The sequence below is a fragment of the Lactobacillus sp. UMNPBX6 genome (genome assembly GCF_002553975.1).
GTDB classification, from domain to species: domain Bacteria; phylum Bacillota; class Bacilli; order Lactobacillales; family Lactobacillaceae; genus Lactobacillus; species Lactobacillus gallinarum.
On the sequence record NZ_PCZD01000006.1, the window covers coordinates 25,146 to 51,468 of the forward strand.

Below are 26,323 nucleotides of genomic sequence, written 5' to 3' on the forward strand. Positions count from 1 at the left end.
ATACAACGAGGAGAAAAAATGAGTATTTCTTTAAATACCTGTATTTTAATTTTAAAAGAGCATCATTTACTTAAGTCAAGTGCAGTACAAGATACTGTAGCAACCAAGATGGAATACGTGTCATATGATTCACGTGATATCCAAACTAACACTTTATTCTTCTGTAAAGGTGCAGGCTTTAGACCAACATATTTATCAATGGCTAAAGATAATGGAGCAATCTGTTACGTAGCTGAACAACCTTATCCAGAAGGTAAAGGGATGCATGCATTGATCGTACGTGACGTATCAAAGGCAATGGCATTACTTTCAGCAGCATTCTTCCGTTTTCCACAAGATGATTTGTATGTAGTAGCATTTACTGGAACTAAGGGTAAGACTACTTCTGCATACTTTTTAAAGGGAATGCTCGACCAAGCTAATGGCGGCAAGACTGCTTTGATTTCATCAGTTAATGACGTTGTTGGACCAAAGCCAGAAGATAGTTTTAAGTCTAGTTTGACTACCCCAGAAAGTTTGGACTTGTTCCGTGACATGCGTACTGCTGTTGATAACGGAATGACTCACTTGGTAATGGAAGTTTCAAGTCAAGCATACAAGAAGAATCGTGTCTTTGGTTTAACTTATGATTTAGGTTTCTTCTTGAATATTAGTCCAGACCATATTGGACCAAATGAACACCCTAATTTTGCAGATTACTTACACTGCAAGTTGCAATTATTGGTAAATTCACGCAAGTGTATTATCAATGCAGAAACTGCTCACTTCAATGAGGTTTACGCTGCAGCAACCACTACTACTAATCCTGATAGCATTTACTTATTTGCTAGAGAAGATTTTGAAAATCCGGATTTAAAGGTACCAATTGATTTCAGATTTGCTTCTCAAGAATTAGATATGAAGGAAACTCGCTTCAAGTTATTCTGCTCTAGTGATAAGGCACGTAAATTGCCAATCAATGGTGACTATACTTTGAAGATGCTTGGTGACTTTAATGAATCAAACGGTACTGCTGCGATTATCGGTGCTGGTCTTGCAGGCCTTAACCATGATCAATGTGCTAAGGGTATTCGTGATGTAACTATTCCAGGTCGTATGCAAACTGAAAGAACTAAGAGCCACGGAATGGTTGTAGTTGACTATGCACACAATAAAGCTTCGATGATGGCTTTAATGAACTTCATGCAAAGTGAATTTAATAATCCTAAGATTATTGTGGTCGTTGGTGCACCTGGTGATAAAGGGGTATCTCGTCGTCCAGGCTTTAGTGAAAGTTTAAGTGCATATGCAGATAAAGCATTTTTGACTACTGATGATCCAGGATTCGAAGACCCTAAGAGTATTGCCGAAGAAATAGATTCAGGTATTGATCACTCTAAATGCGACGTTACAATTGAATTAGACCGTAAGAAAGCTATTCATGACGCGATTGCTATGGCTGGTCCAGATGATGTAGTCTTAATCTGCGGCAAGGGTGCAGATGCATTCCAAAAGATTCGCGGCGTAAATACTCCATATCCATCAGATATCGTAGTTGCTCAAGAAGTAATCAATGAATTAGAAGGTCAAAAAGAGCATTTTAGAAAGTAGAAGATAAGATGAAACATTTCTTTAGTATTATTGGTGGGATGGGAACCATTGCCACTGAAAGTTATGTTCGTTTAATTAACCATCGAGTAAAAATTGCGCGAGACCAAGATTATTTAAACTATATTTTGGTTAATGATGCTCAAGTTCCTGATAGAACTGCTTATATTAAGGATCATTCTAAGCCTAACTTCTTTTATGATTTAAAAGATGATGTAGAAGGCCAGGACAAGCTGGGAACAGACTTTTTGGTAATGCCATGCAACACTGCGCATTATTTCTATGATGATTTGGTAGCACTTACTGATAAGCCATTCTTGCATATGATGCGGATTGCAGTGCACAATTTTATTGATAATTATCCTGATGAAAAGAAAATTGGCTTAATTGCTACAGAAGGGTCAATTTATGATCATTTATATGCCGATGAAATTCAAAAAGTTGGCAGGACGGTAGAATTAGGTGGTCCTGAGATTCAGCCGATGGTCAATGAATTGATTTATTCTGATATTAAAGAAAAAGGCATTGTTGATCATGACTTGTATCACAAGATTTTGAAAACAATGCATGATAAGTATGGCTGCAACGTTATTTTGCTTGGTTGTACTGAATTATCTTTAGCTCAAGAAAAGGCACCAGATCATCCTTATAACGTGATTGATCCGCAATCAATTATTGCTGACGTGTCAATTGAGGTTGCGCTTAAGATTCGTCACGGGATGGATCCTGAAGAAGCATGTAAGAAATATATGTATAAGTAAAAAATACCGAATCAGTGCGAAGCTGGTTCGGTATTTTGTTGGACTATAATTTACAATATTATAATATAGTAAATCGTAATATTGTAAATAGGTTATATGAGAGAATGAATGATTTAATAGATGTTTAGAACACAATAGTAAAAGAAGATTATCATGTCCCCTGGGGAATGGCTGCGCTTTATGAAGGCATAATTGCGACGATTTTTTGCCAGGCTTTTCGTTGATTAGAGAATTAATTTTGAAGGTTCATTTTGATTTTTTAGGACTATAATAAGAGCAAATGAAAAATCAAAGAAGGTCTCAAAATGTATCAAGAAGATGAAAACGACTTGAAGATTTGGCTTTTGAATAATATTACTGATTTGTTAGTAAACGAAAATACTAAACCAGAAGAACGCAAAGTTTTGCTTAATGCTAAGCATCAACTCGAAACTGGCGAATCAGCTAACTATGTTTGCAACTTAATTCGTGTTGGTCTTGATCCTTTAAGCTGGCAAAGCAAGTTATCTAAGGGTGTGACTGAATTTCACTATGAGATTGCTAATGGTGTTCGCCCTGTCTCTCATCAAGCAGGAGCACTTGGTGGTGCAGCCTTAGGCTTGGCCTTTTCGGGCATTGGTAGAAGATAAAACAGAAATTAAATATAAGAAAATAGCTATTAACCTAAAATGGTTTGATAGCTATTTTTTTGCACCTCAATATAAAATTATATATTTACAGCCAGTAATTATCGTAATACAATAAAATTAATGAGAGGTAGATAACTCTATAGGGAGGAATGAATTATGAAAAAGTTTATCCTGAATCTAATAACGGTAATTAGCTGGATTATTGAAATATTTATGTGGTTTTCAATTGCTGTATGTACACTCATGGCAGGATCTTTTGTATTCTTATTAGTTAAAATGCCAGATGTAATCAGAGAAATTGCTAAAGAACCTGGTTTACGCCAGTATAGTAGCCAATTTTGGCATATACTACCATTTTTTATGATTATTGGTTTGATAGCTGTTATTTTCTTTAATCTTGGCATTCATAATGTGCGGCACTTGATCAAGAATATCAAGCAAGAAGTTTACTTTGATCAGGCTAACCTGCATGAATTGAAGCAATTGTTAATTAGATCAATTGTTTATACAGTGTTGTCAATTATTTCCTGGGCAATTATCTTGCCAATGGACAGCACACCATTTTATCCTAATGCATATATTGCTGATCTGGTATTTATTGCGATTGTCTATGTTGTCTACTTGATCTTTAAGCATGGCTTAGCCTTACGTGATGACACTAACAAGATTATTTAGGAAGGGAGAATATAAATGAAAAATAAAGTTTTTAAATTACTTAACATCGTAGCCTGGATTGGCGAAATATACTTTGTTTTGATGGCGATCTTCTATTTGATCTTTTTAGTTGCTGCAGTCATAACGCCCGGAACGCAAGGCTGGATTCGCCAGATGATGATTACTCCATTTTTTAAAGTAAGCAATGGTCCTTCAGCATGGATGGTGATTGCTGTGGCATTAATTGCCGATATTGTGATGATTGTAATTGTTCATTATTTACAAAAAATGATTGTAAATTTAAATCAAGAGAAGTATTTTGAACAAGATAACCTGCAATTATTGCAGCGGTTGCTGGCGACTGTAGGTATTTATACTATACTAAATTGGGTCAATGTCTTGTTGATTTGCGTGACTGGTGAATTTGCTAAAGCAGACCAGCTTTCTAGTGAATGGGTAGCAAGTAGCTGGAATGCCTTAATCTTTTTAGCAATTATCTATATTATTTATCTAGTATTTAAATCTGGTTTAAAGCTGCAACAAGAATCAGATACTTTTATTTAATGGGGATGAAAACAGATGATTGAAGTAACTGTTGACTTTATGCTGTTAAAAAGAAAGATGAAGTCAAAAGATTTAGCTAAAGAAATTGGGATTACACCGGCGAACTTGTCTATTTTGAAAACAGGTAAGGCACATGGTGTTCGTTTTGATACACTTAGCAAAATTTGTAAGGCATTAGATTGCCAACCTGGTGATTTGCTTAAGTATGTGCCAGATGATGAAGATAAAGGTGAAGATGATGAAAAATAAAAATGAATTTTCAGCTTTAAAATTATTTATCTCAATGCTAATTGCTTGGGCAATAGTATTTGTCGGAGCCTGGGCTGGTAAGGGTTTTAGTGCAGACTTTTTTGCAATGCCACGTTTTGTCGTAGTACTAGTTACTTCTGTTGCCGGTGCAATTGTAATTGGACCAGCGATTTATGGCTTTTTGTATATTGGCGGGAAGCATGATAAGTAAAATCCATTAGTGAAATTTTGAATTAGATATTGACAAATTAGGCAATAGATATTAGTGTATTAGTTAAGTGATACAGATGAGGAAGGACGTGTGGACATGGTCATTATGATAGTTGCAAACATAGTTTTAGTTTATTTAGCCATTTGTTTTTTAGTCAGTATGGCTAGAACAATTGGAGCAAAGCGTGAAGAATGGCATGTCTACAATGGACAAGGCATGAGTTTTGCAGAGGCTTTTGTAAGATATTTCATTGAAGATATCACGCTGGGCCAAATAACGATTTAGGAGGTGTACGTATAATGATCTACTTACTATATATTTTGATTGGTTTATTGATTGTTCTAGGTGTTAATTTAGCAATTACCGCATTTTGGGCAGTGCATGATATGTACGTACACCGAGATCGAGAAGACCAAGATTTCACTACTTTTAAAAAATATTTTGTTAAAAATAATAATATTCCAACTAAAATGTCAGATATTTTCAATTAACGAAGCCGCCGCAAGGCGGTTTTTTTGTTGGAAAAAGTTTCGGATTCCCAGTTTTAAGTTAATCGAGCGCACTATTATGCTAAAATTGAAAGCGAATACAAAAAAGCTTGAATAGGGGAATTTTATGACTAATAAATTAATTAACTTTACTAAAGATGGACAAAAAATTATTTTAAATTATCAAGATAAACCTTTAGAGTTAACAGTCTTAACTCCAGAGATTATTCGTGTGTTTCAAGATCGCGGCAACGCCAGCAATTCTTACGCCATTGAAGGCGATAAGGAAATTAAGACTGACTTTGATGTTGAAGATAAAGGCGATCATGCTGAAATAACAACTGAAAAGTTAACTGTTAAGGCATACGATGACGAAAAGATTGATGTTTATGATGAAAAAGGCGATCCGTTAATTATTGATTATCGCGGCAGTAGAACGCCAATCGATCGTCAGATGGACAAAGAGCACTTGAAGCTAGCTGAATCAGAAGGCCATGATGTTAAGAAATTGCTGGGTATGCATGATGAAAACTATTATGAAATTATCAAGACTTTAGCCAGCGATGAACAATTTTATGGCCTGGGTGATAAAACAGGTTTCTTAAACAAGCGTCATTATGCTTATGACAACTGGAATACTGATAATCCTGATCCGCAAGTAGAAAGTTTCACTCGACTTTATAAGTCAATTCCAATTTTACTTGGTATTAAAAATGGTCATCCTTACGGTATCTTTTTTGACAATACTTACCGCAACCACATTGATCTAGGTAAAGAAAGCAACAATTATTATTACTACTCAGCAGTTGATGGCAATATTGATTACTACATTATTGGCGGTGATTCACTTAAGGAAGTTATCACTAACTATACTTATCTGACCGGCCGTGTACCAATGCCTCAAAGGTGGACATTAGGTTATCAACAATCACGTTGGGGCTATAGTGTCAGCCAAAAACAAGTAGAAAAGATCGCTGAAAATTTGCGCAAATATGATTTGCCATGCGATGTTTTACACCTTGATATCGACTACATGGATGGATATCGTGTCTTCACTTGGAGAAAAGATACCTATGAAGCTCCAGAAGATTTTGTTAAAAAGATGCGTAAGCTCGGCTTCAGAATTATTACGATCATCGACCCGGGTGTAAAGAAGGATGACGACTACAAGATCTACCAAGAGGGTCTTGAAAAGGGCTACTTCGTTAAGGCTCCAGATGGCACTGTTTATGTGAATGAAGTTTGGCCAGGGGATGCAGTCTTCCCAGACTTTGGTCGCAAGCAAGTACGTGAATGGTGGGCCAAGAACTGCAAGTACTTAGTTGACTTAGGCGTCTCAGGTATTTGGGACGATATGAACGAACCAGCTTCATTTAGAGGTGAAGTTCCAGAAGATGTAGTCTTCCATAATGAAGATGAGGAAACCACTCATAAAAAGATGCACAATGTCTATGGTCATAACATGGCTAAGGCAACTTATGAGGGACTTAAGAAGTACTCGGGCAAGCGTCCATTTGTAATTACTCGTGCTGCATATGCTGGAACACAAAAGTTTTCCACAGTTTGGACTGGTGATAACCAAAGTTTATGGACACACGTGCAAATGATGATTCCGCAATTATGTAACTTGGGGATGAGTGGTTTTACTTTTGCCGGTACTGATATTGGTGGTTTTGGTGCCGATACTACCCCTGAACTTTTGACTCGCTGGATTGAAGGCGCTTTGTTTAGCCCACTTTACAGAAACCACGCGGCTCTAGGCACTCGCTCACAAGAGCCATGGGTATTTGGTGAACCAACATTATCAATTTATCGTAAGTACTTGAAGTTACGTTACCGTTTTGTACCATACTTGTACGATGAATTTTATCGTGAAAGTAAAACTGGGTTGCCAATCATGCGTCCACTTATTTTGAATTATGAAAATGATCCACATGTGTATAACATGAATGATGAATACATGGTGGGCGAAGACATTTTGACAGCTCCAGTTGTTCAAGAAGGTCAAACTAGCCGTGCAGTCTACTTGCCAGAAGGTGAATGGATTGATTTCTGGAATGGCGTTGAATATAGCGGCAAGAATACGATCCTGGTTGACGCTCCAATTGATAAATTGCCATTGTTTATTAAGAAGAATACGATTTTGCCATGGGGCAATGAAGTTAGCCACATTTCTGATGAGCCAGATAAGACCATGACCTTCAGAGTCTTTGGCGACAAAGGTAAGTACACTCATTACCAAGATAACGGTCTGGACTTCAATTACCAAAATGGCGAATACAACTGGTACGATGTGGAAGTTGCTGACGGTCATGTGGAAATTAAGTTGGCACATCATGGTTATGCACATGAATATCAACAGATTATAGTTAAGTTAGCTGATCGCGAAGTTGTCTTTGATTATTGCAACGGTGAATACGTAGAAAAATAAAAATAAGTTTGTAGCCATCGATTAAATTCGGTGGCTATTTTTTGTGGGTGAAAAAATATTAAAGTTGAATATTATAAGACTTCAACTAGTGTATTTCATGAACTAGTTGAAGCTTTTTTGATACCAAATCGGTCCTTCTTTACATGTGAAGCTGTCGTTTTAATATGATTTTATAAAGGGGGATGAACCAAACACCGTTAACGCGCATAACTGGTAAAATTTTGGGCATTTTTGGTGAAATTATTACCCAGGTGTTAATTTATGCGTTAGGGTTAGCAGGTTGTTATTATGCTGCACCGTATATTGGTGGGGTTAGCGACAGTTTCAACAAGTTCAAACCGATGATCGACCAAGTCGTAGGCAACCTTTTGTCCTGGGGCCTACTGTTCACGGTACTAGCTTTAGTATTATTCATCATCTTCGCCGCATTTTGTGGTGCTTTGACTGCTAAGAGCGAGAATGCAAATAAGGCAGTTTCACCTTTGACGACTGTCGGTATTGTTGGCTTCTTGATCGCAATCAACTTGCAATCAGCAGGTGATCCGATCTGGGCTAAGATTTTGTCATATGTTCCATTCTTATCATCATTCATTATGCCAATGAGAGTGCTGAAAGGAAATGCGACTGGCTTTGAAGCAGGAATTTCAGCTGTGGCTGCTTTGTTAGCAATAGTAATTTCCTTTATGTGGATCAGACGTATCTATCCGAAGTTGATTTTACAAACTGATGATTTAGGTCCATGGCAAAACTTTAAGCGTGGATTGCTTAATTAGAATATTTATTTAGCCAGCAAGAAATAATCTTGCTGGTTTTTTTCGTCATTTTTGTTTATTCTTCGTCAAATAGGGTAAAATGACTAAGAATAATTATCAGTGACTACGAAAACAGATCATGTAAATACACATGATCTGTTTTTTGCGTAAAAAATGCATAAAAATGAATTTTAATGAAGAATAATTAATTAAAATGATTATTTTTGAAGAAATGTGATTGATTTTGGAGAAAAAAGCGGATACAATAATGATCGAGGTGAAAAAGAAATGCTGACACAGGAACGCCAAAGCTTAATTGAAAACTACGTTAATCAGCACGAAGTATGCCGCGTTAGCGAGTTATGCGACTTAACTGATACATCCGAATCAACTATCCGTCGCGATCTTATTCAGATGGAGAAGAACGGAATGCTTAAGCGTGTGCATGGCGGTGCTCAATCAGTAAAAAATTTTTCTCGTGATGTTTCCCAAAACGTCCGCTTTAATTTGAATCATGACGTTAAAATTGCGATTGCTAAGTATGCAGCTCGCAACTTTGTTCAACCCGGTGATAATGTATTTATCGATGCGGGAACGACCACATATGAGTTAGTCCCATTTTTGGCCGATGTTCCCAAGGTGAAGATCATTACCAATGGTGTTGAAACGGCGTTATGTAGCTTGAATCACGGCATTAAGACCATCTTAATTGGTGGCGAGGTCAAAGATGACACTCATGCCGTGATTGGTCAAACTGCACTCGCTCAAATTAGAGGGATGAACTTTTCAGTTAGTTTTGTTGGAGCTAACGGAATCGAAAAAAATGGCAATCTTACAACGCCAGATCCCGAAGAATCTGCAATTAAGGCTGCCGAAATTAAACAAGCTAGACATGCCTATGTTTTAGCTGATTCATCCAAGATTGGTGAACGCAACTTTGCGGTTTTCGCCAACACCAAGGACGTTTACGTGGTAACAGATCAACTTAAATCCAGTCAAAAAGCGGCATTACCTGCCGATATCAACCTAGAGGAGGCAAAATAATGATCTATACAGTAACTGTTAACCCAGCGCTTGACTATGTTCTTCAATTAGAAAAAGTTAACCGCGGGGAAGTTAACAGAACTAATAATGATGCATTTTTAGCAGGTGGGAAAGGAATTAACGTTTCTCAAATTCTTAACCAATTAAGTGTTGATAACACTGCTTGGGGCTTTGTTGGTGGTTTCACTGGCAAGGAATTGGTTCGCCAATTAAACCAAAAGAGAATTGAAAGTGACTTCGTTACTATTTCAGACAACACTCGTGTGAACGTTAAGATTCATGCAGAAAAGGAAACTGAAATTAACGCAGCTGGTCCTAACATTACTGACCAAGAAATCACTGCTTTCAAGGATCGTTTGAACGACTTGAAAAAGGGTGACATTGTTGTCATGAGTGGTTCACTTACTCCAAGCTTACCAACTGATTTTTATCAATCACTTCTTCCAACTATTAAGGAAGCTGGTGCAGAATTCGTAGTTGATACTACTGGTCAAGCTCTTCTTGATACTTTGGAATACAAGCCATTAGTAATCAAGCCTAACCACCACGAATTGGCTGACCTCTTTGGCGTAACCTTTGATTCTAGCGATGTGATGCTTGAATACGCACAAAAATTGCTTGATATGGGTGCACAAAATGTCATGGTTTCAATGGCTGGCGAAGGTGGTTTCCTTTTGACTAAGGATCACGTATACCACGCTAAGGGTGCCGTTGGTACTGCTGTCAACTCAGTTGGTGCCGGTGACTCAATGATCGCTGGTTTTGTTGGTACTTACTACAAGACTCAAGATCCTAAGGAAGGCTTTAGAATTGGTATGGCTTGTGGTGCTGCTACTGCATTTACCAAGGATATCGCTGTGAAGAGTCAAATCGACGCAGTATTGCCACAGATTAAGGTTGAACAAATTTCTTAATTTAAAGGGGAAAGATATATGAGAATTAAGGACATATTAAGTCCTGAGTCCATGATTATGGAACTCAAGGCTAAAAACAAAGAAGATGCCATTAAAGAAATGGCTGACCTTGAAGTTGCAACCGATATCGTTAACGACGAAGATGCATTTATCAAGTCCATCTGGGACCGTGAAAATGAATCTACTACCGGTATTGGTGGCGGAATTGCGATGCCTCACGCACGTAACAAGTCAATTAACAAGGCTCGTGTGTTGTTCGCTAAGAGTAAAGAAGGTATTGACTACAACTCACTTGATGGTCAACCAGTTCACTTATTCTTCATGATTACTGCACCAGCTGGTGCTGACAATACTCACCTTCAAGCTTTAGCTAAGCTTTCGGGTTTATTAATTGATCCAGAATTGGTTGAAAAACTTAAGGCTGCTAAGACTCCAGAAGAAGTTATCGATCTTTTCGAAAAGGCTGAAACTAAGAAGGACGAAGAAGACAAGAAGGCTGCCGAAGCTAAAAAGGCTAAGGAAGCTGCTAAGGCTCAAGGCAGTTCAGATGATAACAAGCCTTTGATCGTTGGTGTTACTGCATGTATCAACGGTATTGCCCATACTTACATGGCTCAAGAAGCCTTGATCAAGGAAGGTAAGAAGCGCGGTATCGAAGTTAGAATCGAAACTAACGGTTCAGAAGGTGTTAAGGATAAGTTAACCCCTGATGAAATTAAGCGTGCTAAAGGTGTTATTATCGCTTCTGATAAGAAAGTTGATATGCCACGTTTTGACGGTAAGCACTTAGTTAACCGTCCAGTTGTTGATGGTATCAACAAGCCAGGTGAATTGATTGATGACATTATGGATGACAAGGCAGATGTTTACCACGCAAGTGCATCTGACAAGTCAGAAGAATCATCAAGCACTGAAAAGCCAGGCTTATGGGCAGGTATTTACAAGAACTTAATGAACGGTATCAGCCACATGCTTCCATTCGTTATTGGTGGTGGTATCTTGATGGCTATCTCCTTCATCGTAGAAAACTACGGTGGTGGTGCTAAGTCTCCTGCATTTATCTTCTTGAACAACGCTGGTAACTTGGCCTTTGCCTTCATGGTTCCAGTTCTTGCTGCTTACATTGCTGAATCAATCGGTGACTTGCCAGCTCTTATGCCAGGTTTCGTTGGTGGTTACATGGCTGCGATCGTTAACGGTCAATTCCAAGTTAACGTTCAATCACACGCAACTTCACCAGCTGGATTCTTAGGTGGTATTGCTGCCGGTTTCATCGCTGGTTACTTAATGATTGGTTTGAAGAAGCTATTTGCTAAATTACCTCACTCAGTTGAAGGTATGAAGCCAATGCTGTTCTACCCAATCTTAGGTTTGCTGTTAATCGCAGCTATTATGTTCTACATCATCAACCCAATCTTCAGTGGTATTAACTTTGCTATTACCCACTTCTTGAATGGTATGGGTACTGGTAACTTGGTACTTCTTACTACTATCTTGGCTGGTATGATGTCAATCGATATGGGTGGTCCTTTCAACAAGGCTGCTTACGTATTTGCTTCAGGTGCTTTTGCTAACGACCCACACTCAACTACTGCTGCTATCTTAATGGCTGCTGTTATGGTTGGTGGTATGGTTCCACCATTTGCTACTGCTATCGGTACTACTTTCTTCAAGAATAGATATACTTTGGAAGAACGTCGTGCAGGTGTTTCAAACTGGGTATTAGGATTCTCATTCATTACTGAAGGTGCTATTCCATTTGCAGCTGCTGACCCAGGTCACGTAATTCCTTCATGTATCATCGGTTCAGCCGTTGGTGGTGCCTTAGTTGGTTTATGGCACGTTGGTGTTCCAGCTCCTCACGGTGGTCTTTGGGTATCACCACTTGCTGGTAACATTGGTGGACCAAGTCACATTTTGTTCTACTTCTTGGCAACTATTATCGGTTCTATCGTAGCCGGTTTGATCATGAGTTTCTGGAAGAAGAACGTTAAGGATGATCCTGACGAATAAAAATATGTACTGGAGTAAAATAATTTAAGTTATTAATTAAAAAATGCTCCATTATGTAAAAAAAGTATTATAATATAAACATCTTGATGATCTCTACTTGAGTCAAGATACTCTGTTATGTTTTGCGCTACCTTCGGGTAGCGTTTTTTTGTGAGAAAAATTAAGGGATATATTAAGCTAAAACTAGTAAGTAGGTGAAAAAGTTGAACGATCAAATTATCCGGATCACCAGGGCTCTCAATCATCCAATTCGTATTCAGATTCTTTATTATTTAAATGATCATCAAAAAAGTAGTGTAAATAATTTGGTTAAGCAATTCGATGTGAGTCAACCAGCTATTTCACGTCATCTTAGAATTTTAGAAGAAGCTAAGTTGGTTAAAAGTGAACGGGTTAAGCAGGAAAAGTACTATAGTTTAGCTGATAATCATATTATTAAAATCTTGGATGTTTTACGTCAGCACGTCAAAGAATAGTTTGACAAGCATATAAAAATATGTTTATATAATGATGTAATTCTAGAACAAAAGCATTTAAATAAAATTCAGCAAATTTTATATTTTAAACATTTCTTATAATTTATAAGTTTTTATTGATAGCATCAGGTCTAAGAGGCACTGGTGCTATTTGTATACGCTTAAAAATATTGACACGATTATCAAACTAGCTTATTCTAACTTTAAGTCAGAAAAGAATTGCTGAACTTTCTGATTTAAATGCTTTTTTTGTATGGAGGAAATTATATTGAGAAAAATAAAATCTAGAATTACTAAGTCACTTTTTATCATGGGATTAATGGGCATGATTATGCTCTTAGCTTCCGCATGCTCAAATAAAAAAGGTGCAAAAACTAACTCTGACAAGGTTTCAATTGTGACTACAACTAATGTTTATGCAGATATTGCTAAGAATGTTGTAGGTAATTACGGCAGTGTTCAAGCCATTATTAAAAACAGTGCAACTGACCCACACGATTTTGAACCAACAACTGCAGATGCCAAGGAATTGACTAAGGCTAACATTATCGTAGCTAATGGCTTGGGTTATGACACTTGGATGAACAAGTTAGCTAGTTCAGTAAGCAAGAAACCAGTCTTGGTGGGTGAAGACTTAATGGGACTCAAGAAGGGCGACAACCCTCATATCTGGTATGATTTAGATATGCCAACCAAGTATGTTAACTACTTAGTTAAGCGTCTGTCTAAGTTAGACAAAAAACATGCAGCTTACTTTAAGGAAAATGGTGACAAGTACTTAGCTAAAGTCGCTAAGATCAAGCAAATTGCCAAGTCAACTGATAAGAAGAACAATAAGCCTGTTTTCGTTAGTGAACCTGTTTTTGATTACGGTTTAGAAGAAGCTGGCTACAAGATTGGCGACAAGGAATTTAAAGAAGCAATTGAAAATGGTACTGATCCAAGTCCTAAGACCATCAATAAGATGACTAATGAAATTAAGGATAAGAAGATCGCATTCTTTGTTAATAACACTCAAGCAAGTAGTTCAACTGTTAAGACTTTTGTTAAGCTTGCTAAGGAAAACGGTGTGCCAATACTTAACGTTCGCGAAACAATTCCAAATCATATGACTTACTTGGATTGGATGAGAGAAAATTACCAAAATTTAGCTAATATTAGCAAAAAATAGATAGAATTTAGCAAGTAAAGGGGATGCTAAATTGATTTTAGATGTGAATGATCTTTCAATGAGATTTGATACAAAGACCGTTTTTCAGGATATTAACTTTCATCTTGAAAAAGGATCAATGACTGCTCTCTTGGGACCAAACGGAACGGGAAAGACAACATTAATTAAGATTTTGATGGGGATGCTTACGCCAACTGATGGTAGCTATAAATTCTCATCAGATGTTAAATTAGGCTATGTGCCACAATTTAGAAATATTGATTCAGAATATCCACTTTCAATTCGTGCATTTATAGGTTTAAATGCACCACTTTTTAAAACAAAAAAGGTGAAGGATCAAATTGATCATCAATTGATTGAAACTCACTTAGATTCGATTAAGGATACTCGAATGGGTGAAGCTTCAGGAGGTCAAAAACAGCGTGCATATTTAGCTCAGGCGCTGCTGGATAGTCCTAATATGATTATCTTGGATGAAGCAACAGCGAGTCTTGATCCGGCGGCTAAGGAAGAATTAATGGGGCTAATCAAGCACCTTAATCAAGAACACAAAATTACGGTTTTGTTCGTTACTCATGATATTCCGTTAGCTAAAAAATATATGACTGATTACTTGTACCTTAACAAGGGTTCAATCAGACAAGGAAAGATGAGTGAGTTTAAGGAGGATTTCGAATAATGTTTCAATATGAATTTATGCGTTATGCCTTCTTAGCAAGTACATTTATTGCGATTACCTGTGGGGTCGTCGGAGTTTATGTTGTAGCACGCAGCTATGCCTTTTTAGCTCATACTTTGTCAGAAATTGGCTTTGCGGGGGCAGCCTTTGCCGTGTTTATCGGTATTGCGCCGTTATGGGGGATGCTGCTCTTCACGTTATTAGGTTCGATTGGCGTTGGTGAATTGTCTTTGCATAGTGATCAAAAGGAATCTTCAATTAGTGCGATTTCTGCACTTTTTATTGGATTGGGTGTCTTGTTCCTAGCTATTTCAGGGTCTAACAGCCGTTATGCGACGAATATTTTGTTCGGTAGTATTATCGGCGTAGACAAGCAAGGCGTAATCCAATTGGTTGTTTTATCAGTTATCGTTTTGCTGATGATTTTGCTGGTTCAAAGGAACTTGAACTTTGATTCATTTGACCATATAGGTGCGATTGCGCACGGTGTGCATACTGGCTTAGTAGGAATTGTTTTCTTAATTTCTTTAGCTATGTCAGTTGCTATCGGTGCACAAATTGTTGGTTCATTGTTAGTATTTATTTTGCTAACATTGCCATCTTCAACGGCCCGTTATATTGGTCGAACAATTCCAGCGATGATTGCATGGTCGGTTTTCTTTGCCTTAATTGGTGTTTGGGCAGGTCTATACTTAGGTTTTATCACTAATTGGCCTGTCACATTCTTTATTGCTACAATCGAAGTAGTAATTTATCTGGTTGCTTATGGCCTCCATGTAGTTAAACATCGTTAATAGAAATAAAGCAGGTTGAGAAATTCAACCTGTTTTTTATTTGAAAAAGAAAAAGAACTACTCCATTCCGAGGAGTAGTTCTCAAATGATGTGAGAAATTTTACTTTCCATTAATTGTTATATAGTTTGTTGAGCAAAGTTGCAAGCAAAAATTTTAGAATTTGTAATAATTAATAAAATTTGAGTATTTGGTTTTAACTTTTGACTTATTTAATGATTAAATATACTACAAGATATTTTACGATAAAGGATGGGTTAGATGTGGATTAAGTTTGCGATTGCGTTGTTGCCAATCATTTGGTTGATTATTTCACTTGGTGTGATGCGCATGCCAGCTGCACGAGCTTGTGTAATTGGATTGGTATTAACAATTGTGCTTGCAATTTTTAGCTTTAAATTACCTGTTTTAGATACCATGACGGGAGCCTTAGAAGGGATCATCATGGGTATTTGGCCAATCATGTTCGTGATCGTGATGGCGTTATTCGCATACAATGTGACTACTGAGTCGGGCGGAATGAAAACCATTCAGAATATGCTGGCCACGATTTCAACTGATAAGCGTATTATCGTGCTAATTATCGCTTGGGGCTTTGGCGGCTTTCTTGAATCAATTGCCGGTTTTGGTACAGCAGTAGCAATCGCGGCAGGTATTTTAATTGCTTTTGGGTTAGATCCAATTAGAGCATCAGTAATCAGTCTGATTGCTAATACCACGGCCACAGCTTTTGGTGCAATTGGCTTGCCGATTTTAACATTAGCTGAAGTAACTAACTTGAAGCAAGAAAATTTATCTTTCATTGTAACTTTGCAATTATTTGTATTGGTAGTGTTAGTACCATTTATCCTGGTAATTTTGACAGAAGGCAGTATTAAAGCTGTAAAAGGCGTTGGCTTAATTACCTTGATGTCAGGACTAGGAATGGCTATTCCCCAGGTAATAGCTGCTAAATTTGTCGGTGCAGAATTACCTGCAATTGTAGGTTCTCTTTGCTCAATCGCTATTACGGTTTTGTTTACTAGATGGCATGAAGATGAGGAAGAATCTGATGTGGAGCGTCCAAGTACAAATGAAATGCTTAAGGCATGTTCACCATTTATCTTAGTCTTCATCTTCGTCATTTTTGCATCATCATTGGTGCCAGCAGTTAATAATTTACTTAATAAGGTGACAACTAATTTGGTTGTTTATACGGGGAAAAATCCAAATACCTTGGCCATTAATTGGTTAAATTCTCCAGGAACTTTACTTTTAATTTCTACATTAATCGGGGGAACCATCCAAGGCGTTAGTTTTAAGAAGATGATGCAGATTTTAGGACAATGCATTAAGAGCGTGTGGAAGACCGCAATTACAGTTTGTGCCATTGTTGGTCTGGCTAAGGTAATGGTCTATGCTGGTATGACTGATGCGTTAGCTATTGCATTGGTAAGTTTGCTTGGCCCTGTTTACCCATTGTTTGCGCCGCTTATTGGGGCTCTTGGAACATTCTTAACAGGATCTGCTACTTCAGCTAACGTGCTCTTTGGTAACTTGCAACTGTCAGCAGCAGCGGACTTAGGCGTAAGCAAGTACTGGGTTGTGGCATCGAACATGACGGGTGCAACGGCAGGGATGCTGTCCCCACAGAATATTGCGGTAGCAACCGGTGCGATCAACCGTGAAGGTGACGAAGGCGAGATCTTGAAGGAGACTGTCAAGTGGGGCAGTTTGTATCTTGTGATTTGTTGTATCTTCTTGTATGTAGTTGGTTTAGTTGCAGGGATGATTTAAATGAATCAAAGAATAAAATCTATTTTGCTTAGTATGCAAACACAGCCAGATATTACTGGTGATCCTGAAGCAATGACAATAATTGATCATGCTTTGATTGAAATAGAACAAGATATTGATCTAAATAAGGTTGTTTTTAAATTAAATCAAGAGATTGATAATTATTCGTTGACGCATGATTTCAAGTTACCGTCAACGTTAACTAAGTTAAAAATTATGCTAGATGAAAATCCAAATAAATGGGCTGAAGCTGATTTAACAGGCTCCGTTTAAAATAAAAAAGCTGATAATTCACGTAAAAATGAATTGTCAGCTTTTTCGATATAAATATTTTTTACTTCCCAATCAAGCTCTCGAATTCGTTTAAACGCTTTTCAAAAGTCTTGAAAGCATCTTCCAAATAATCAGGCTTGGTCATGTCAACGCCGGCACGCTTCATAATCTCAGTAGGATAGTCGCTAGAACCTGACTTAAGGTAGCCCAGGTATGCATCCCTGTCAGCCTGACCACCGTGCACAACCTTATTAGCCAAAGCTGTCGCAGCCGCAAAACCAGTCGCATATTGGTAAACGTAGAAGTTGTAGTAGAAGTGTGGAATCCGTGACCACTCAAGCGCAATATCGCCACCTGGTTCAACACTATCGCCGTAGTAGTGCTGGTTAATTTGACCATACACATCATCTAAAATATCAGCAGTCAATGGTTCACCCTTAGCATCTGCTTCATGGATAAATTGTTCAAATACCGCAAATTGAGTTTGACGGAACAAAGTACCCTTGAATGAATCAAGGTAGTAATTCAAGATGAATGCGCGTGTCTTAGGATCAGTAATATGGTCCAGGAAATACTCGGTCAAAATATTTTCGTTAGTAGTTGAAGCAATTTCAGCTACGAAGATTGGGTAATCACCATAGATGTAAGGTTGACTATGGCGGGTGTACCAAGAGTGAACTGAGTGCCCAGTTTCGTGAACTAAAGTATAAAGTGAATCGATATTGTCTTCCCAGTTCAAAAGCTCATATGGATCAGTGTCATAGGCACCACCGGAGTATGCGCCGGTAACTTTACCTTTTGATTCAACAGGATCAATCACGCGGTTATTAAAAATATAATCAACGTGCTTCAAGTAGTCTTCACCAAGTGGCTTCAAGGCTTCTTTAGCAACCTTTTTTGCCTCTTCAAAGTTATAAGACAAAGCAGGCTTACCAGTTAGCGGCACGTACATGTCCCACATTTGTAAGTCTTTAAGACCTAAAATCTTTTTACGTAATGCGACATAACGGTGGAGCAAATCAAGGTGTGAATCAACCTCTTTGATTAATGTGTCGTAGACTTCAACAGGCACGCCGTTTTCAGCTAATGCGGCTTCTCGAGCTGAGTCATACTTGTGCATACGAGCGTTGTAGTTATGCTTTTTCACAACACCAGATAGAGTAGATGCAAGTGAGTTCTGGAATTGACCATAGCTTGCATAAAGCGTATCGAAGGCGCCTTTGCGCACGTCACGGTTTTGGGACTGAATCAATAATGAATAAAGACCATCGGATAATTGTTCCATGTTGCCGTCTTCGTCTTGCACGTAGCCATATTCCATGTCAGAGTTGGTTAAAACGTTAAAGGTGTTCTCGGACACGCTCATGGCATCCCCGGCATCAGCGATAATTTTTTCTTCTTCTGCTGGCAAGGTATGAGGGCGCTTATTAGTAATCATTTCCAAATAGTGGGCATAATCAGCTAATCTTGGTTCATCATTCTTAAATTGTTCAAACTTTGCGGCAGGGATGCTTAAAATCTCAGGATTAATAAAGCTGGTTGCTGCTTCAAATTGATTGGACAAGCTTTGCACGCGACTAACATAGCCCAAATAATGTGAGTTAGAAGTATCAACGTCGCTAGACATAGTGGCATAAACGTAAATATTTTCCACATCACGCTTAACTGCTAAAATCTTGGTTAAGCCTTCATATAAGTCTTTGCCTGATTTAGCCAAACTGCCCTTTAATTCACTTAGCTTAGCTACTTCGTCTTTTGCCTTGTCGTAGGCATTTTCCCAGTCCTGGTCTGTTTTAAAGATTCGGGTTAAATCCCACTTCATATTTTCTGGGACTTCGCTTCTTGTTGGAATCGCCATAAATTTTCCTCCATTAATTACATTTTGTATACATCATAATTCGATGTACAATGAAACACAAAAAATAAGTTATTATTAATTATAAGTAATTTTATTTTATCTAGCGATTAAAAGTGATACAAATTAACATGTATTAATTTTGAAGGGAAAAGATACAAAGAATGGACCAAAATCCAAAACGAAGAGAAGAATACCGAGCAAGACATTCCTCACTTAATCTCCACCGCAATCGTGCTTTTGCTGCAGACAGTTCTGCATTAAAAAGTGGTAATATGTTTGCACGCTTTATTGGCGTAGTCGCATTAGTGGTTGTTTGCTTTGGAGTAGCATGGGCTGCGCACATGTATTTCACCATTCATAGTGCAGTTGATGGTAAGGGGGATAGCGATGTACCGGCTTCAGCTAAGATCGCTAATAGACAACCTATTTCTATCCTAGTGTTAGGTGTGGATCAAGGTATTGAAGGACGACATGATCGTGGTAATTCAGATACCATGATTTTAGCTACAGCTAATCCGCAAAAAAATACTGCAACGATGACCTCAATTCCGCGTGATACCTTAGCTGATATTAAGGGAGATCCGGGAGACGAATATTTCATGTTCAGGGTAAACTCTGCCTATGAAATTGGTGGTAGTCAATCCAGCATGAAGACTGTTTCAAGCATGTTAAATGTACCAATTGATTATTATCTAGAAGTGAATATGAAGGCATTGCGCAGCTTAGTTAATGCAGTAGGTGGCGTAGACGTTAATGTGCCGTTTGATTTTTCATATGATTGGTGTGATTTCCATAAAGGGAAGCAACACTTGAATGGTCGTCACGCTGTGGCTTATGTCCGTATGAGAAAAGAAGACCCACGTGGGGACTATGGTCGTCAACTTCGTCAACGCCAAGTAATTGAGGCGATTATGCATAAGGCCATGTCTGTTAATACGCTGAGCAATTATCGTAAGTTAATTGATATTTTTAACAAGTACGTGAAAACTAATTTGACCTTTAACGATATGCTTAGTCTTACTTTGAATTATCGTGGTTGTGCTAAGAATTTGAAGAGTGGCTACATTCAAGGTCATGATGCCTGGATTGATGGTTCTTCAATTCAAGTTGCTTCAACTGAAGAATTGCAGAAGGTTTCTAATAGAATTCGGAAGAATTTAGGTTTAGAAACTGAAACATTAGATAATGAAGAGACACGACAAAACGAATTGAATGACCAAAATAGTCATATCAAGTGGGACGATCCGCAAGCATTTACTAATTATCGAATCTATGATCAAAATTCAGATAAGCTTGCTGGTGGTTCTAATTCTGGTTATGGTAAGAATCCAAATGCTTCATCATCGTCAAATAGCAGCAGTTCTAGTTCATCATCAAGTAGTGGTGGCTGGAAGTTTCGATGGTAAAAATTAACAGCATCCCGATCTGGGATGCTGTTTTTGTATGTGAAATATATTTTCTATGCTATAATACTTGTACAAAAAATTGTCAAAACTATGCTAAGGAGGATTATTATGCAAGCAGAGGCTTATTCAAACGTTAGAAATAATTTGAAGTCCTTTATGAAAAAAGTAAATGATGATGCAGATGCAATTATTATTACGTCTCGTAATGGTGAAGATAATTCTGTTTTAATGAGTCAAGATGAATACGATAATCTGATTGAAAATGCATATTTGCGTAGTTCTAAAGCCAATGTAGATCATATTATGAAATCGTGGGCTGAATTGAAAGCCGGCAAGGGAAAGGAACATAGCTGGGAGTAATGAAAGTTATTTGGTCCGATGAGTCATGGAAAGATTTTGAATATTGGCTTGATAATAATCAAAAAATTGTTAAACGTATTCGTAAGTTAATTCAAAATACTAGACGAACACCATTTGAAGGGATAGGTAAGCCAGAACCGCTTAAGGGAGATATGGCGGGATTATGGTCTCGACGGATTACTAATGAACATCGATTTGTATATTTTGTAAATGAAGATGGATTGAACATAGTATCTGTTCGCTTTCACTATTCCGATTAAAATTAACAGCATCCCGATCTGGGATGCTGTTTTTTGCTGATGTAAAATAAACTGAGAGGTGAGAAAGATGATTGGGACAATCGTGAACACATTAGCGTTATTAGTAGGAACGTCCATTGGCTGTTTAGTAAAAAAGGGGATTAACAAGCGTTACGAAGACGTTTTATTTATCGCAATGGGCTTAGCTGCTCTAGGCATTGGCTGGGAAAACGTGACCAACAACATGCCGAAGAGCCAGTATCCCGTTTTATTCATTGTCAGCCTAGCTTTAGGCGGCGTATGTGGAACCGCTCTTGATATTTCTGGACATTTTGATCGCTTAGTTGCTAAAACTGGCAAATCCAATTTAGGCAAGGGTCTTGCAACTGAAATTTTGCTTTGCTGTATTGGGGCACTTTCCATTGTTGGTCCCGTTATTGCAGCTGTAAAGGGCGATAATACCATGCTGTTCACTAATGCTACGTTGGACTTTGTAACGTCGATGGTCTTTGGTGCAAGCTTCGGCTGGGGGATGCTGGTTGTTGCTCCAGTTCTATTTTGCTGGCAAGGCAGTATTTATCTCGTCGCCAAGTTTTTATCAGCCAGCTTTTTTACCGGTCCACTTGTAACAGAAATTTCCATTGTTGGTGGCTTCTTAATTGCCTGTTCAGGTCTAGCTTTATTAAAAATTCGTGATGTAAAGACATTGAATTTTTTGCCTGCACTGCTAGTACCAGTTATCTTTTTTATTATTAAAGATGTAACGGGCCTATTTTAATTTGAATTAAATTTTCTGAAAATTTTGCCAGCCATACTATGGTTATGAATCAAGTTGTCTTTAATTCCCATTAGTTTAAAATCTGCATTTTGCGCAACGCGGGTGCTTTTACCATTTTCAACTGCAACAATTAAGTCAACGTATTTAAGATTTAACTCACTGAAGGCATATTTGCACACTTCACGTACGCTTTTAGTCATAATGCCTCGGCCTTGATATTTGCTAGACAGCCAATAGCCGATTTCGCCTTTTTGGTTGGTAATTAAATTATGCAAATCAATCATGCCGCAAGGTTCGCCGTTAACGAGAATAGTCAATACAATCATGCGCTCTTGAACCATGTTAGCTTGAATGGTTTTGATAAATTTAGCTTCATCAGCTGAAGATTTCATATTGTAGGCCCAGGGCAGCCACTTACCTAGGCTTTCTCGATCATGGGCGATTGCATGATAAAGATCAATTGCTTGCCAAGTTTGCGGCAATACTAAGTGAATATCTAAATCATCGATTTGGAAGTGGATTAATGAAAAATAGTAATGGATATTTTTATTCATTTTATCGTTTCTTTCTAAATACAAATTGAGTTATTGCAAGTATACTTAATTCATAATTAAAAGTCATTGCAAAGTTAGCTAAATTTTGCTAAGTTCGTAAAAGTTACTGCTTTTGTGTTGAAGGGAGAAAATTATGCAAAAAAAAGAATCAATATTTCCAGTCATTTATGGCATAATTTCCGCAATAATTGCTTTTATTGCCGTATTTTTTATTTGCCTGCACACTTTTAGATTAAATCTGCAATTGGCGATTATACTGGCAGGTATTTTTGCAATTTTCTTTTTTTGCTTGTCTTATTTTAGAGGGCATGCTTCAGTTGAAATTAAGCGCATCGTTTATAAATATAAGTTAACAGATCAAGAAGTGGCTAATATTACGGGGATGAAACCGAGCGATTTTCCAATTTATCACGATCGCTTGCAGTTGATTTTGCCTAAACGCTACTGGCCACGTGTACTTGATGCGCTGCAAAAGTATGAAAAAGAACAAGAATCTACAAATAATAGTTAGAGGGAAAAATGAGTTTATTAACTGTTAAAGACTTAAGTCAAAGCTTTATTGATAAGACTTTGTACGAAGATGCCAACTTTGTATTAAATAAGGAAGATCACATGGGGGTTACCGGTCAAAATGGGGTAGGTAAATCTACGCTAATTAAGATTTTGACAGGTGAGATTATTCCAGATGACGGTCAAGTTAAATGGCAAAATAAGATCGATGTAGGATATTTGGACCAGTACGCTAAGCTTGCACCAGGGGTAACCATTCGCGGCTTTTTGCGGACTGCTTTTGATGAGCTGTTTAAAAAAGAACAAGAATTAAATGAGTTATATACCAAGTATGCTGAAAATAGTGATAATCAATTGCTAGAAAAAGCAGGTAAGATTCAGACCTACCTAGAAGAGAACAATTTTTATGATATTGATACCGAAATTGAACAAGTTGCAGCTGGGTTGGGTTTAGCGGACCTCGGCTATGACCACGATGTTTCCAAATTATCAGGTGGTCAACGTTCCAAAATTATTTTGGCTAAGCTTCTTTTGCAAAGCCCTGATGTTTTGGTGCTAGACGAACCAACCAACTACCTGGACGTATCACATATTGATTGGCTAGTTGATTATCTGAACAACTTCTCTGGCGCCTTTATCGTAGTTAGTCACGACTATGATTTTTTAGGTAGAATTACCAATTGTATTATTGATATTGATTTTGGTACGATTACGCGTTATACCGGTACGTTGAAGCAAGCGCTGCGGCAAAAAGCGGCTAACCGTGAAACTTACCTTAAGGCATATGCTAACCAGCAACGCAAGATTGCTAAGACCGAAGCATATATTCGTAAGAACAAGGCTGGTACTCGTGCCAAGAGTGCTAAGTCACGCGAAAAGCAACTGGCAAGAATGGATATTTTAACCCCACCTAAAAACAACCGTCGGGCTAAATTCGAATTTCCATACGTAGCTACGGCTTCTAACTTGCTTTTACAAACACAAGATTTAGTAATTGGTTATGATCATGCGTTAGTTAAGTCTGCCTTTAATTTCTCCGTTGGTGGCAACGAAAAGGTCGCAATCACTGGCTTTAACGGAATTGGTAAGACTACCTTGCTTAAGACGTTATTAGGAAAACTCAAGCCAATTTATGGCTCGTATGAATTATCAGTAACGGCAAAATTAGCTTACTTCAAGCAGGATTTAGCTTGGCCAAATAATAATATGACGCCGCTACAATATTTGCAGGAAGAATTTGAACGCAAGAAGCCTAAGGAATTAAGACAGGCACTTGCTCGTATGGGTTTGACTGCGCAACAAGCGATGAGTCCATTGAAAGAATTGTCTGGTGGGGAACAGGAAAAAGTAAAATTAGCTAAGATGCAATTTGAACCAGCTAACTTGCTTTTCCTTGATGAACCAACTAACCACTTGGACAACGATACGAAAGATGCCTTGAGAAAAGCCATCGTCAATTTCCCAGGTGGAGTAATTATTGTTAGTCACGAACGAGATTTCTTCCATGGCGATTGGGTAGATAAGACTATAGATATTGAAACAATGAATTGAGGATAAAACTATGTCCGATAAGCACGATACTAAATTTTATCAGGAAATATTGGATATTTGTTTAACCGCTGGACGCTTAATGATTGAAGGCGGTAGTGAAATGTATCGGGTTGAAGACACGATGCTTAGAATTGCTCGGAACGCGGGTGCAGAAGATCCGCGTGTTTTTGCTACTCCTACTTGTGTATTTATGAGCTTAAATGGGGGTAACTTATCTCAAATGAAGCAAGTGCGAGATCGTAATATTAATCTGGAGTTAGTGGATCGTGTTAATGCATTATCGCGACAATTTGCAGCTAAGCAAATTGATTTACAACAATTGAAGGAAAAGATAGTCCAAGTAGCTAATGCTCCTTCTTTCCCTATGTGGTTGCAAGTAGTTGGTGCAGCAATTCTGAGTGCGACTTTGATGGTTCTGTTTATGGATAATTATGATTGGGTCGACTTTCCAGGAGCTGCTTTAGTGGGTGGTGTCGGTTTTTGGGCATATTGTGAATTTAAAAAGTACACTAAAGTTCGCTTTTTATCAGAATTAATTGCGGCGATGGTGATGGGACTTTTAGCAGTAGGCTTGAATTGGTTAGATTCACAGATGATCGTGGATAATATTTTGATTGGAGCGCTAATGACTTTGGTTCCAGGGCTTGCCTTAACCAATGCATTGCGAGATCTATTTATGGGTGATTTGCTATCTGGAATTGTAAGAATGTGTGAAGCCGTCTTAACCGCACTTGCTTTAGGTGGTGGAGTCGGAATGATCTTGAAGTTCATGGGGGTATAACGATGCCTTTTTGGTTAGAGATAGTAATTAATGTTGCTTTTTCTTATATTGCTTCTGTAGGATTTGCGTTAACTATTAATGTCCCACATCGTGCGCTTAATTCATCTGGAATTAGTGGAGCAGTAGGCTGGATGGCTTATTGGTTTTGCTTTCGCTTAGGTATGGGCAGAATGGTTTCTAATCTGATTAGTGCATTTTTAATCGGAATTTTGGGATTATTTTTTGCTAGGAGAAAAAAATGTCCTGCAACGATCTTTAATATTCCTGCATTGGTACCGCTGGTGCCGGGGATGCCAGCTTATCAGGCCGTTCGTGCACTTGTAGCAGGCAATTATACACAAGGACAAGAGCTGATTTTGCGAGTGGCAATTGTTACTGCCGCAATTGGGTTAGGTTTCTTGTTATCTACGATGTGCATTGAAGCATTCTATAGAATAAAATATCGCCATTTTAAGAAGATAATGCTGTACATGAAACGTAAAAGATAGTACAATGCCTAGTTGACGAGTCGATTAATGAACGCGAGATGCGTATATTTATGAGATAGAGGACATCCGCCTTAAGTGGCAAGCACGGGAAGTGCTGATGGTGGACATACTGATGTGAACAGTTTAAATGCCCACATGTGCTTTTGCATGTGCCTTGAGTTGAAAAAGGACAAGCTTTCCATAAAGCTTGTCCTTTTTGTTTTGTTTAACTAATGTAAAGCCTTGTTGACCTTGTTGGTCGTAACTCTGTTCTAATTTATGCCAGTTTACAGCTTGATTTTTAATGAAAAACGCCCGAAAATCCCCGTATTTTAATGCGGGGATGGATAGGGCC

At 38.0% G+C, this 26,323-nt stretch carries 30 protein-coding genes and 1 pseudogene; 28 read left to right on the forward strand and 3 right to left on the reverse strand.

Annotation, left to right across the window (positions count from 1 at the left end; all coding sequences use genetic code 11):
* The first annotated feature begins 18 nt into the window (after positions 1-18).
* The 20 genes from CP357_RS02000 (at position 19) to CP357_RS02095 (ending at position 17,464) form a co-directional block, all read left to right on the forward strand.
* Positions 19-1,590 (forward strand): UDP-N-acetylmuramoyl-L-alanyl-D-glutamate--2,6-diaminopimelate ligase, encoded by a 1,572-nt coding sequence (locus tag CP357_RS02000; protein WP_087176214.1) that lies wholly within the window; start codon positions 19-21, stop codon positions 1,588-1,590.
* A gap of 8 nt (positions 1,591-1,598) precedes the next feature.
* On the forward strand, positions 1,599-2,348 hold the full coding sequence (locus CP357_RS02005) for an aspartate/glutamate racemase family protein (protein ID WP_098036412.1): 750 nt from the start codon (positions 1,599-1,601) through the stop codon (positions 2,346-2,348).
* Between the two features lie 305 nt (positions 2,349-2,653).
* Entirely contained in the window at positions 2,654-2,977 is a 324-nt protein-coding gene (locus CP357_RS02010; RefSeq protein ID WP_025005897.1) for a bacteriocin immunity protein, read from the forward strand.
* A gap of 156 nt (positions 2,978-3,133) precedes the next feature.
* Positions 3,134-3,652, forward strand: a complete 519-nt coding sequence (locus tag CP357_RS02015; RefSeq protein ID WP_098036413.1) for a DUF2975 domain-containing protein — start codon at positions 3,134-3,136, stop codon at positions 3,650-3,652.
* Positions 3,653-3,667: 15 nt separating this feature from the next.
* A complete protein-coding gene (locus CP357_RS10280) occupies positions 3,668-4,195 on the forward strand; it encodes a DUF2975 domain-containing protein (RefSeq protein WP_087176217.1) in 528 nt (175 codons plus the stop codon).
* 15 nt (positions 4,196-4,210) lie between these two features.
* On the forward strand, positions 4,211-4,444 hold the full coding sequence (locus CP357_RS02025; protein WP_025005894.1) for a helix-turn-helix transcriptional regulator: 234 nt from the start codon (positions 4,211-4,213) through the stop codon (positions 4,442-4,444).
* On the forward strand, positions 4,434-4,655 hold the full coding sequence (locus CP357_RS02030) for a hypothetical protein (protein ID WP_087176218.1): 222 nt from the start codon (positions 4,434-4,436) through the stop codon (positions 4,653-4,655). Before CP357_RS02025 ends, CP357_RS02030 begins: the two co-directional genes overlap by 11 nt.
* Positions 4,656-4,751: 96 nt before the next feature.
* Positions 4,752-4,940, forward strand: a complete 189-nt coding sequence (locus CP357_RS02035) for a hypothetical protein (RefSeq protein ID WP_098036414.1) — start codon at positions 4,752-4,754, stop codon at positions 4,938-4,940.
* Between the two features lie 14 nt (positions 4,941-4,954).
* A complete protein-coding gene (locus CP357_RS02040; protein ID WP_098036415.1) occupies positions 4,955-5,146 on the forward strand; it encodes a hypothetical protein in 192 nt (63 codons plus the stop codon).
* A 124-nt stretch (positions 5,147-5,270) separates the two neighbouring features.
* Positions 5,271-7,574: a glycoside hydrolase family 31 protein gene (locus CP357_RS02045; protein WP_098036416.1), complete on the forward strand. Its 2,304-nt coding sequence runs from the start codon at positions 5,271-5,273 to the stop codon at positions 7,572-7,574.
* A gap of 182 nt (positions 7,575-7,756) precedes the next feature.
* The gene (locus CP357_RS02050; protein WP_098036417.1) at positions 7,757-8,347 is read left to right on the forward strand and encodes an ABC transporter permease; all 591 of its coding nucleotides are present in this window, start codon (positions 7,757-7,759) and stop codon (positions 8,345-8,347) included.
* Positions 8,348-8,614: 267 nt separating this feature from the next.
* Complete coding sequence (locus tag CP357_RS02055; RefSeq protein ID WP_098036428.1) at positions 8,615-9,370, forward strand: DeoR/GlpR family DNA-binding transcription regulator; 756 nt, start codon at positions 8,615-8,617, stop codon at positions 9,368-9,370.
* Entirely contained in the window at positions 9,370-10,284 is a 915-nt protein-coding gene (gene pfkB / locus CP357_RS02060) for a 1-phosphofructokinase (protein WP_087176221.1), read from the forward strand. Before CP357_RS02055 ends, pfkB begins: the two co-directional genes overlap by 1 nt.
* A gap of 18 nt (positions 10,285-10,302) precedes the next feature.
* Entirely contained in the window at positions 10,303-12,297 is a 1,995-nt protein-coding gene (locus CP357_RS02065; RefSeq protein ID WP_098036418.1) for a fructose-specific PTS transporter subunit EIIC, read from the forward strand.
* Between the two features lie 203 nt (positions 12,298-12,500).
* Positions 12,501-12,773 carry a helix-turn-helix transcriptional regulator gene (locus tag CP357_RS02070; RefSeq protein ID WP_003630183.1) on the forward strand — a complete coding sequence of 91 codons (273 nt, stop codon included), beginning with the start codon at positions 12,501-12,503 and terminating at the stop codon, positions 12,771-12,773.
* A gap of 253 nt (positions 12,774-13,026) precedes the next feature.
* Entirely contained in the window at positions 13,027-13,944 is a 918-nt protein-coding gene (locus CP357_RS02075) for a metal ABC transporter solute-binding protein, Zn/Mn family (protein ID WP_098036419.1), read from the forward strand.
* A 31-nt stretch (positions 13,945-13,975) separates the two neighbouring features.
* Positions 13,976-14,623: a metal ABC transporter ATP-binding protein gene (locus CP357_RS02080; RefSeq protein WP_098036420.1), complete on the forward strand. Its 648-nt coding sequence runs from the start codon at positions 13,976-13,978 to the stop codon at positions 14,621-14,623.
* The gene (locus CP357_RS02085; RefSeq protein WP_025005878.1) at positions 14,623-15,417 is read left to right on the forward strand and encodes a metal ABC transporter permease; all 795 of its coding nucleotides are present in this window, start codon (positions 14,623-14,625) and stop codon (positions 15,415-15,417) included. The genes CP357_RS02080 and CP357_RS02085 overlap by 1 nt, the downstream gene beginning before the upstream one ends.
* Before the next feature lie 259 nt (positions 15,418-15,676).
* On the forward strand, positions 15,677-17,191 hold the full coding sequence (locus tag CP357_RS02090) for an L-lactate permease (RefSeq protein ID WP_098036421.1): 1,515 nt from the start codon (positions 15,677-15,679) through the stop codon (positions 17,189-17,191).
* The gene (locus CP357_RS02095; protein ID WP_098036422.1) at positions 17,192-17,464 is read left to right on the forward strand and encodes a bacteriocin immunity protein; all 273 of its coding nucleotides are present in this window, start codon (positions 17,192-17,194) and stop codon (positions 17,462-17,464) included.
* 61 nt (positions 17,465-17,525) lie between these two features.
* Here CP357_RS02095 and pepF read toward each other — a convergent pair whose 3' ends face one another.
* On the reverse strand, positions 17,526-19,322 hold the full coding sequence (pepF, locus tag CP357_RS02100) for an oligoendopeptidase F (RefSeq protein WP_098036423.1): 1,797 nt from the start codon (positions 19,320-19,322) through the stop codon (positions 17,526-17,528).
* Between the two features lie 161 nt (positions 19,323-19,483).
* On the opposite strand from pepF, the gene CP357_RS02105 reads away from it, so the two are divergent.
* From CP357_RS02105 to CP357_RS02120, 4 genes are all read left to right on the forward strand, one after another.
* Positions 19,484-20,728: an LCP family protein gene (locus tag CP357_RS02105; protein WP_098036424.1), complete on the forward strand. Its 1,245-nt coding sequence runs from the start codon at positions 19,484-19,486 to the stop codon at positions 20,726-20,728.
* 108 nt (positions 20,729-20,836) lie between these two features.
* A complete protein-coding gene (locus tag CP357_RS02110; protein WP_087176228.1) occupies positions 20,837-21,088 on the forward strand; it encodes a type II toxin-antitoxin system Phd/YefM family antitoxin in 252 nt (83 codons plus the stop codon).
* On the forward strand, positions 21,088-21,348 hold the full coding sequence (locus CP357_RS02115) for a Txe/YoeB family addiction module toxin (protein WP_087176229.1): 261 nt from the start codon (positions 21,088-21,090) through the stop codon (positions 21,346-21,348). Before CP357_RS02110 ends, CP357_RS02115 begins: the two co-directional genes overlap by 1 nt.
* Before the next feature lie 67 nt (positions 21,349-21,415).
* A complete protein-coding gene (locus CP357_RS02120) occupies positions 21,416-22,105 on the forward strand; it encodes a DUF554 domain-containing protein (protein ID WP_087236355.1) in 690 nt (229 codons plus the stop codon).
* Here CP357_RS02120 and CP357_RS02125 read toward each other — a convergent pair.
* Positions 22,102-22,659 (reverse strand): GNAT family N-acetyltransferase, encoded by a 558-nt coding sequence (locus tag CP357_RS02125; protein ID WP_087363580.1) that lies wholly within the window; start codon positions 22,657-22,659, stop codon positions 22,102-22,104. The genes CP357_RS02120 and CP357_RS02125 overlap by 4 nt on opposite strands.
* Positions 22,660-22,792: 133 nt before the next feature.
* On the opposite strand from CP357_RS02125, the gene CP357_RS02130 reads away from it, so the two are divergent.
* Genes CP357_RS02130 through CP357_RS02145 form a run of 4 tightly spaced genes read left to right on the forward strand, consistent with a single transcriptional unit; the run spans position 22,793 to position 25,989 of the window.
* Positions 22,793-23,170 (forward strand): hypothetical protein, encoded by a 378-nt coding sequence (locus CP357_RS02130; RefSeq protein WP_098036425.1) that lies wholly within the window; start codon positions 22,793-22,795, stop codon positions 23,168-23,170.
* Positions 23,171-23,178: 8 nt separating this feature from the next.
* A complete protein-coding gene (locus tag CP357_RS02135) occupies positions 23,179-24,720 on the forward strand; it encodes an ABC-F family ATP-binding cassette domain-containing protein (RefSeq protein ID WP_087176233.1) in 1,542 nt (513 codons plus the stop codon).
* 10 nt (positions 24,721-24,730) lie between these two features.
* On the forward strand, positions 24,731-25,501 hold the full coding sequence (locus CP357_RS02140) for a threonine/serine exporter family protein (RefSeq protein WP_025005870.1): 771 nt from the start codon (positions 24,731-24,733) through the stop codon (positions 25,499-25,501).
* Positions 25,502-25,503: 2 nt separating this feature from the next.
* The gene (locus CP357_RS02145) at positions 25,504-25,989 is read left to right on the forward strand and encodes a threonine/serine exporter family protein (RefSeq protein ID WP_056945632.1); all 486 of its coding nucleotides are present in this window, start codon (positions 25,504-25,506) and stop codon (positions 25,987-25,989) included.
* A gap of 123 nt (positions 25,990-26,112) precedes the next feature.
* Here the strand turns inward: CP357_RS02145 and CP357_RS10190 are convergent.
* Positions 26,113-26,323 (reverse strand): annotated as a pseudogene (locus CP357_RS10190) (hypothetical protein); the annotation flags it as partial.

Coding starts and splice junctions, on each gene's coding strand:
- CP357_RS02030 (WP_087176218.1), top strand. CDS start 4,434: ATGAAAAATAAAAATGAATTTTCAGCTTTAAAATTATTTATCTCAATG.
- CP357_RS02125 (WP_087363580.1), bottom strand. CDS start 22,659: ATGAATAAAAATATCCATTACTATTTTTCATTAATCCACTTCCAAATC.
- CP357_RS02035 (WP_098036414.1), top strand. CDS start 4,752: ATGGTCATTATGATAGTTGCAAACATAGTTTTAGTTTATTTAGCCATT.
- CP357_RS02090 (WP_098036421.1), top strand. CDS start 15,677: ATGTGGATTAAGTTTGCGATTGCGTTGTTGCCAATCATTTGGTTGATT.
- CP357_RS10280 (WP_087176217.1), top strand. CDS start 3,668: ATGAAAAATAAAGTTTTTAAATTACTTAACATCGTAGCCTGGATTGGC.
- CP357_RS02045 (WP_098036416.1), top strand. CDS start 5,271: ATGACTAATAAATTAATTAACTTTACTAAAGATGGACAAAAAATTATT.
- CP357_RS02120 (WP_087236355.1), top strand. CDS start 21,416: ATGATTGGGACAATCGTGAACACATTAGCGTTATTAGTAGGAACGTCC.
- CP357_RS02140 (WP_025005870.1), top strand. CDS start 24,731: ATGTCCGATAAGCACGATACTAAATTTTATCAGGAAATATTGGATATT.
- CP357_RS02085 (WP_025005878.1), top strand. CDS start 14,623: ATGTTTCAATATGAATTTATGCGTTATGCCTTCTTAGCAAGTACATTT.
- CP357_RS02050 (WP_098036417.1), top strand. CDS start 7,757: ATGAACCAAACACCGTTAACGCGCATAACTGGTAAAATTTTGGGCATT.
- CP357_RS02000 (WP_087176214.1), top strand. CDS start 19: ATGAGTATTTCTTTAAATACCTGTATTTTAATTTTAAAAGAGCATCAT.
- CP357_RS02105 (WP_098036424.1), top strand. CDS start 19,484: ATGGACCAAAATCCAAAACGAAGAGAAGAATACCGAGCAAGACATTCC.
- CP357_RS02115 (WP_087176229.1), top strand. CDS start 21,088: ATGAAAGTTATTTGGTCCGATGAGTCATGGAAAGATTTTGAATATTGG.
- CP357_RS02130 (WP_098036425.1), top strand. CDS start 22,793: ATGCAAAAAAAAGAATCAATATTTCCAGTCATTTATGGCATAATTTCC.
- CP357_RS02075 (WP_098036419.1), top strand. CDS start 13,027: ATGGAGGAAATTATATTGAGAAAAATAAAATCTAGAATTACTAAGTCA.
- CP357_RS02025 (WP_025005894.1), top strand. CDS start 4,211: ATGATTGAAGTAACTGTTGACTTTATGCTGTTAAAAAGAAAGATGAAG.
- CP357_RS02040 (WP_098036415.1), top strand. CDS start 4,955: ATGATCTACTTACTATATATTTTGATTGGTTTATTGATTGTTCTAGGT.
- CP357_RS02015 (WP_098036413.1), top strand. CDS start 3,134: ATGAAAAAGTTTATCCTGAATCTAATAACGGTAATTAGCTGGATTATT.
- CP357_RS02135 (WP_087176233.1), top strand. CDS start 23,179: ATGAGTTTATTAACTGTTAAAGACTTAAGTCAAAGCTTTATTGATAAG.
- CP357_RS02005 (WP_098036412.1), top strand. CDS start 1,599: ATGAAACATTTCTTTAGTATTATTGGTGGGATGGGAACCATTGCCACT.
- pepF (WP_098036423.1), bottom strand. CDS start 19,322: ATGGCGATTCCAACAAGAAGCGAAGTCCCAGAAAATATGAAGTGGGAT.
- CP357_RS02110 (WP_087176228.1), top strand. CDS start 20,837: ATGCAAGCAGAGGCTTATTCAAACGTTAGAAATAATTTGAAGTCCTTT.
- CP357_RS02145 (WP_056945632.1), top strand. CDS start 25,504: ATGCCTTTTTGGTTAGAGATAGTAATTAATGTTGCTTTTTCTTATATT.
- CP357_RS02065 (WP_098036418.1), top strand. CDS start 10,303: ATGAGAATTAAGGACATATTAAGTCCTGAGTCCATGATTATGGAACTC.
- CP357_RS02095 (WP_098036422.1), top strand. CDS start 17,192: ATGAATCAAAGAATAAAATCTATTTTGCTTAGTATGCAAACACAGCCA.
- pfkB (WP_087176221.1), top strand. CDS start 9,370: ATGATCTATACAGTAACTGTTAACCCAGCGCTTGACTATGTTCTTCAA.
- CP357_RS02010 (WP_025005897.1), top strand. CDS start 2,654: ATGTATCAAGAAGATGAAAACGACTTGAAGATTTGGCTTTTGAATAAT.
- CP357_RS02055 (WP_098036428.1), top strand. CDS start 8,615: ATGCTGACACAGGAACGCCAAAGCTTAATTGAAAACTACGTTAATCAG.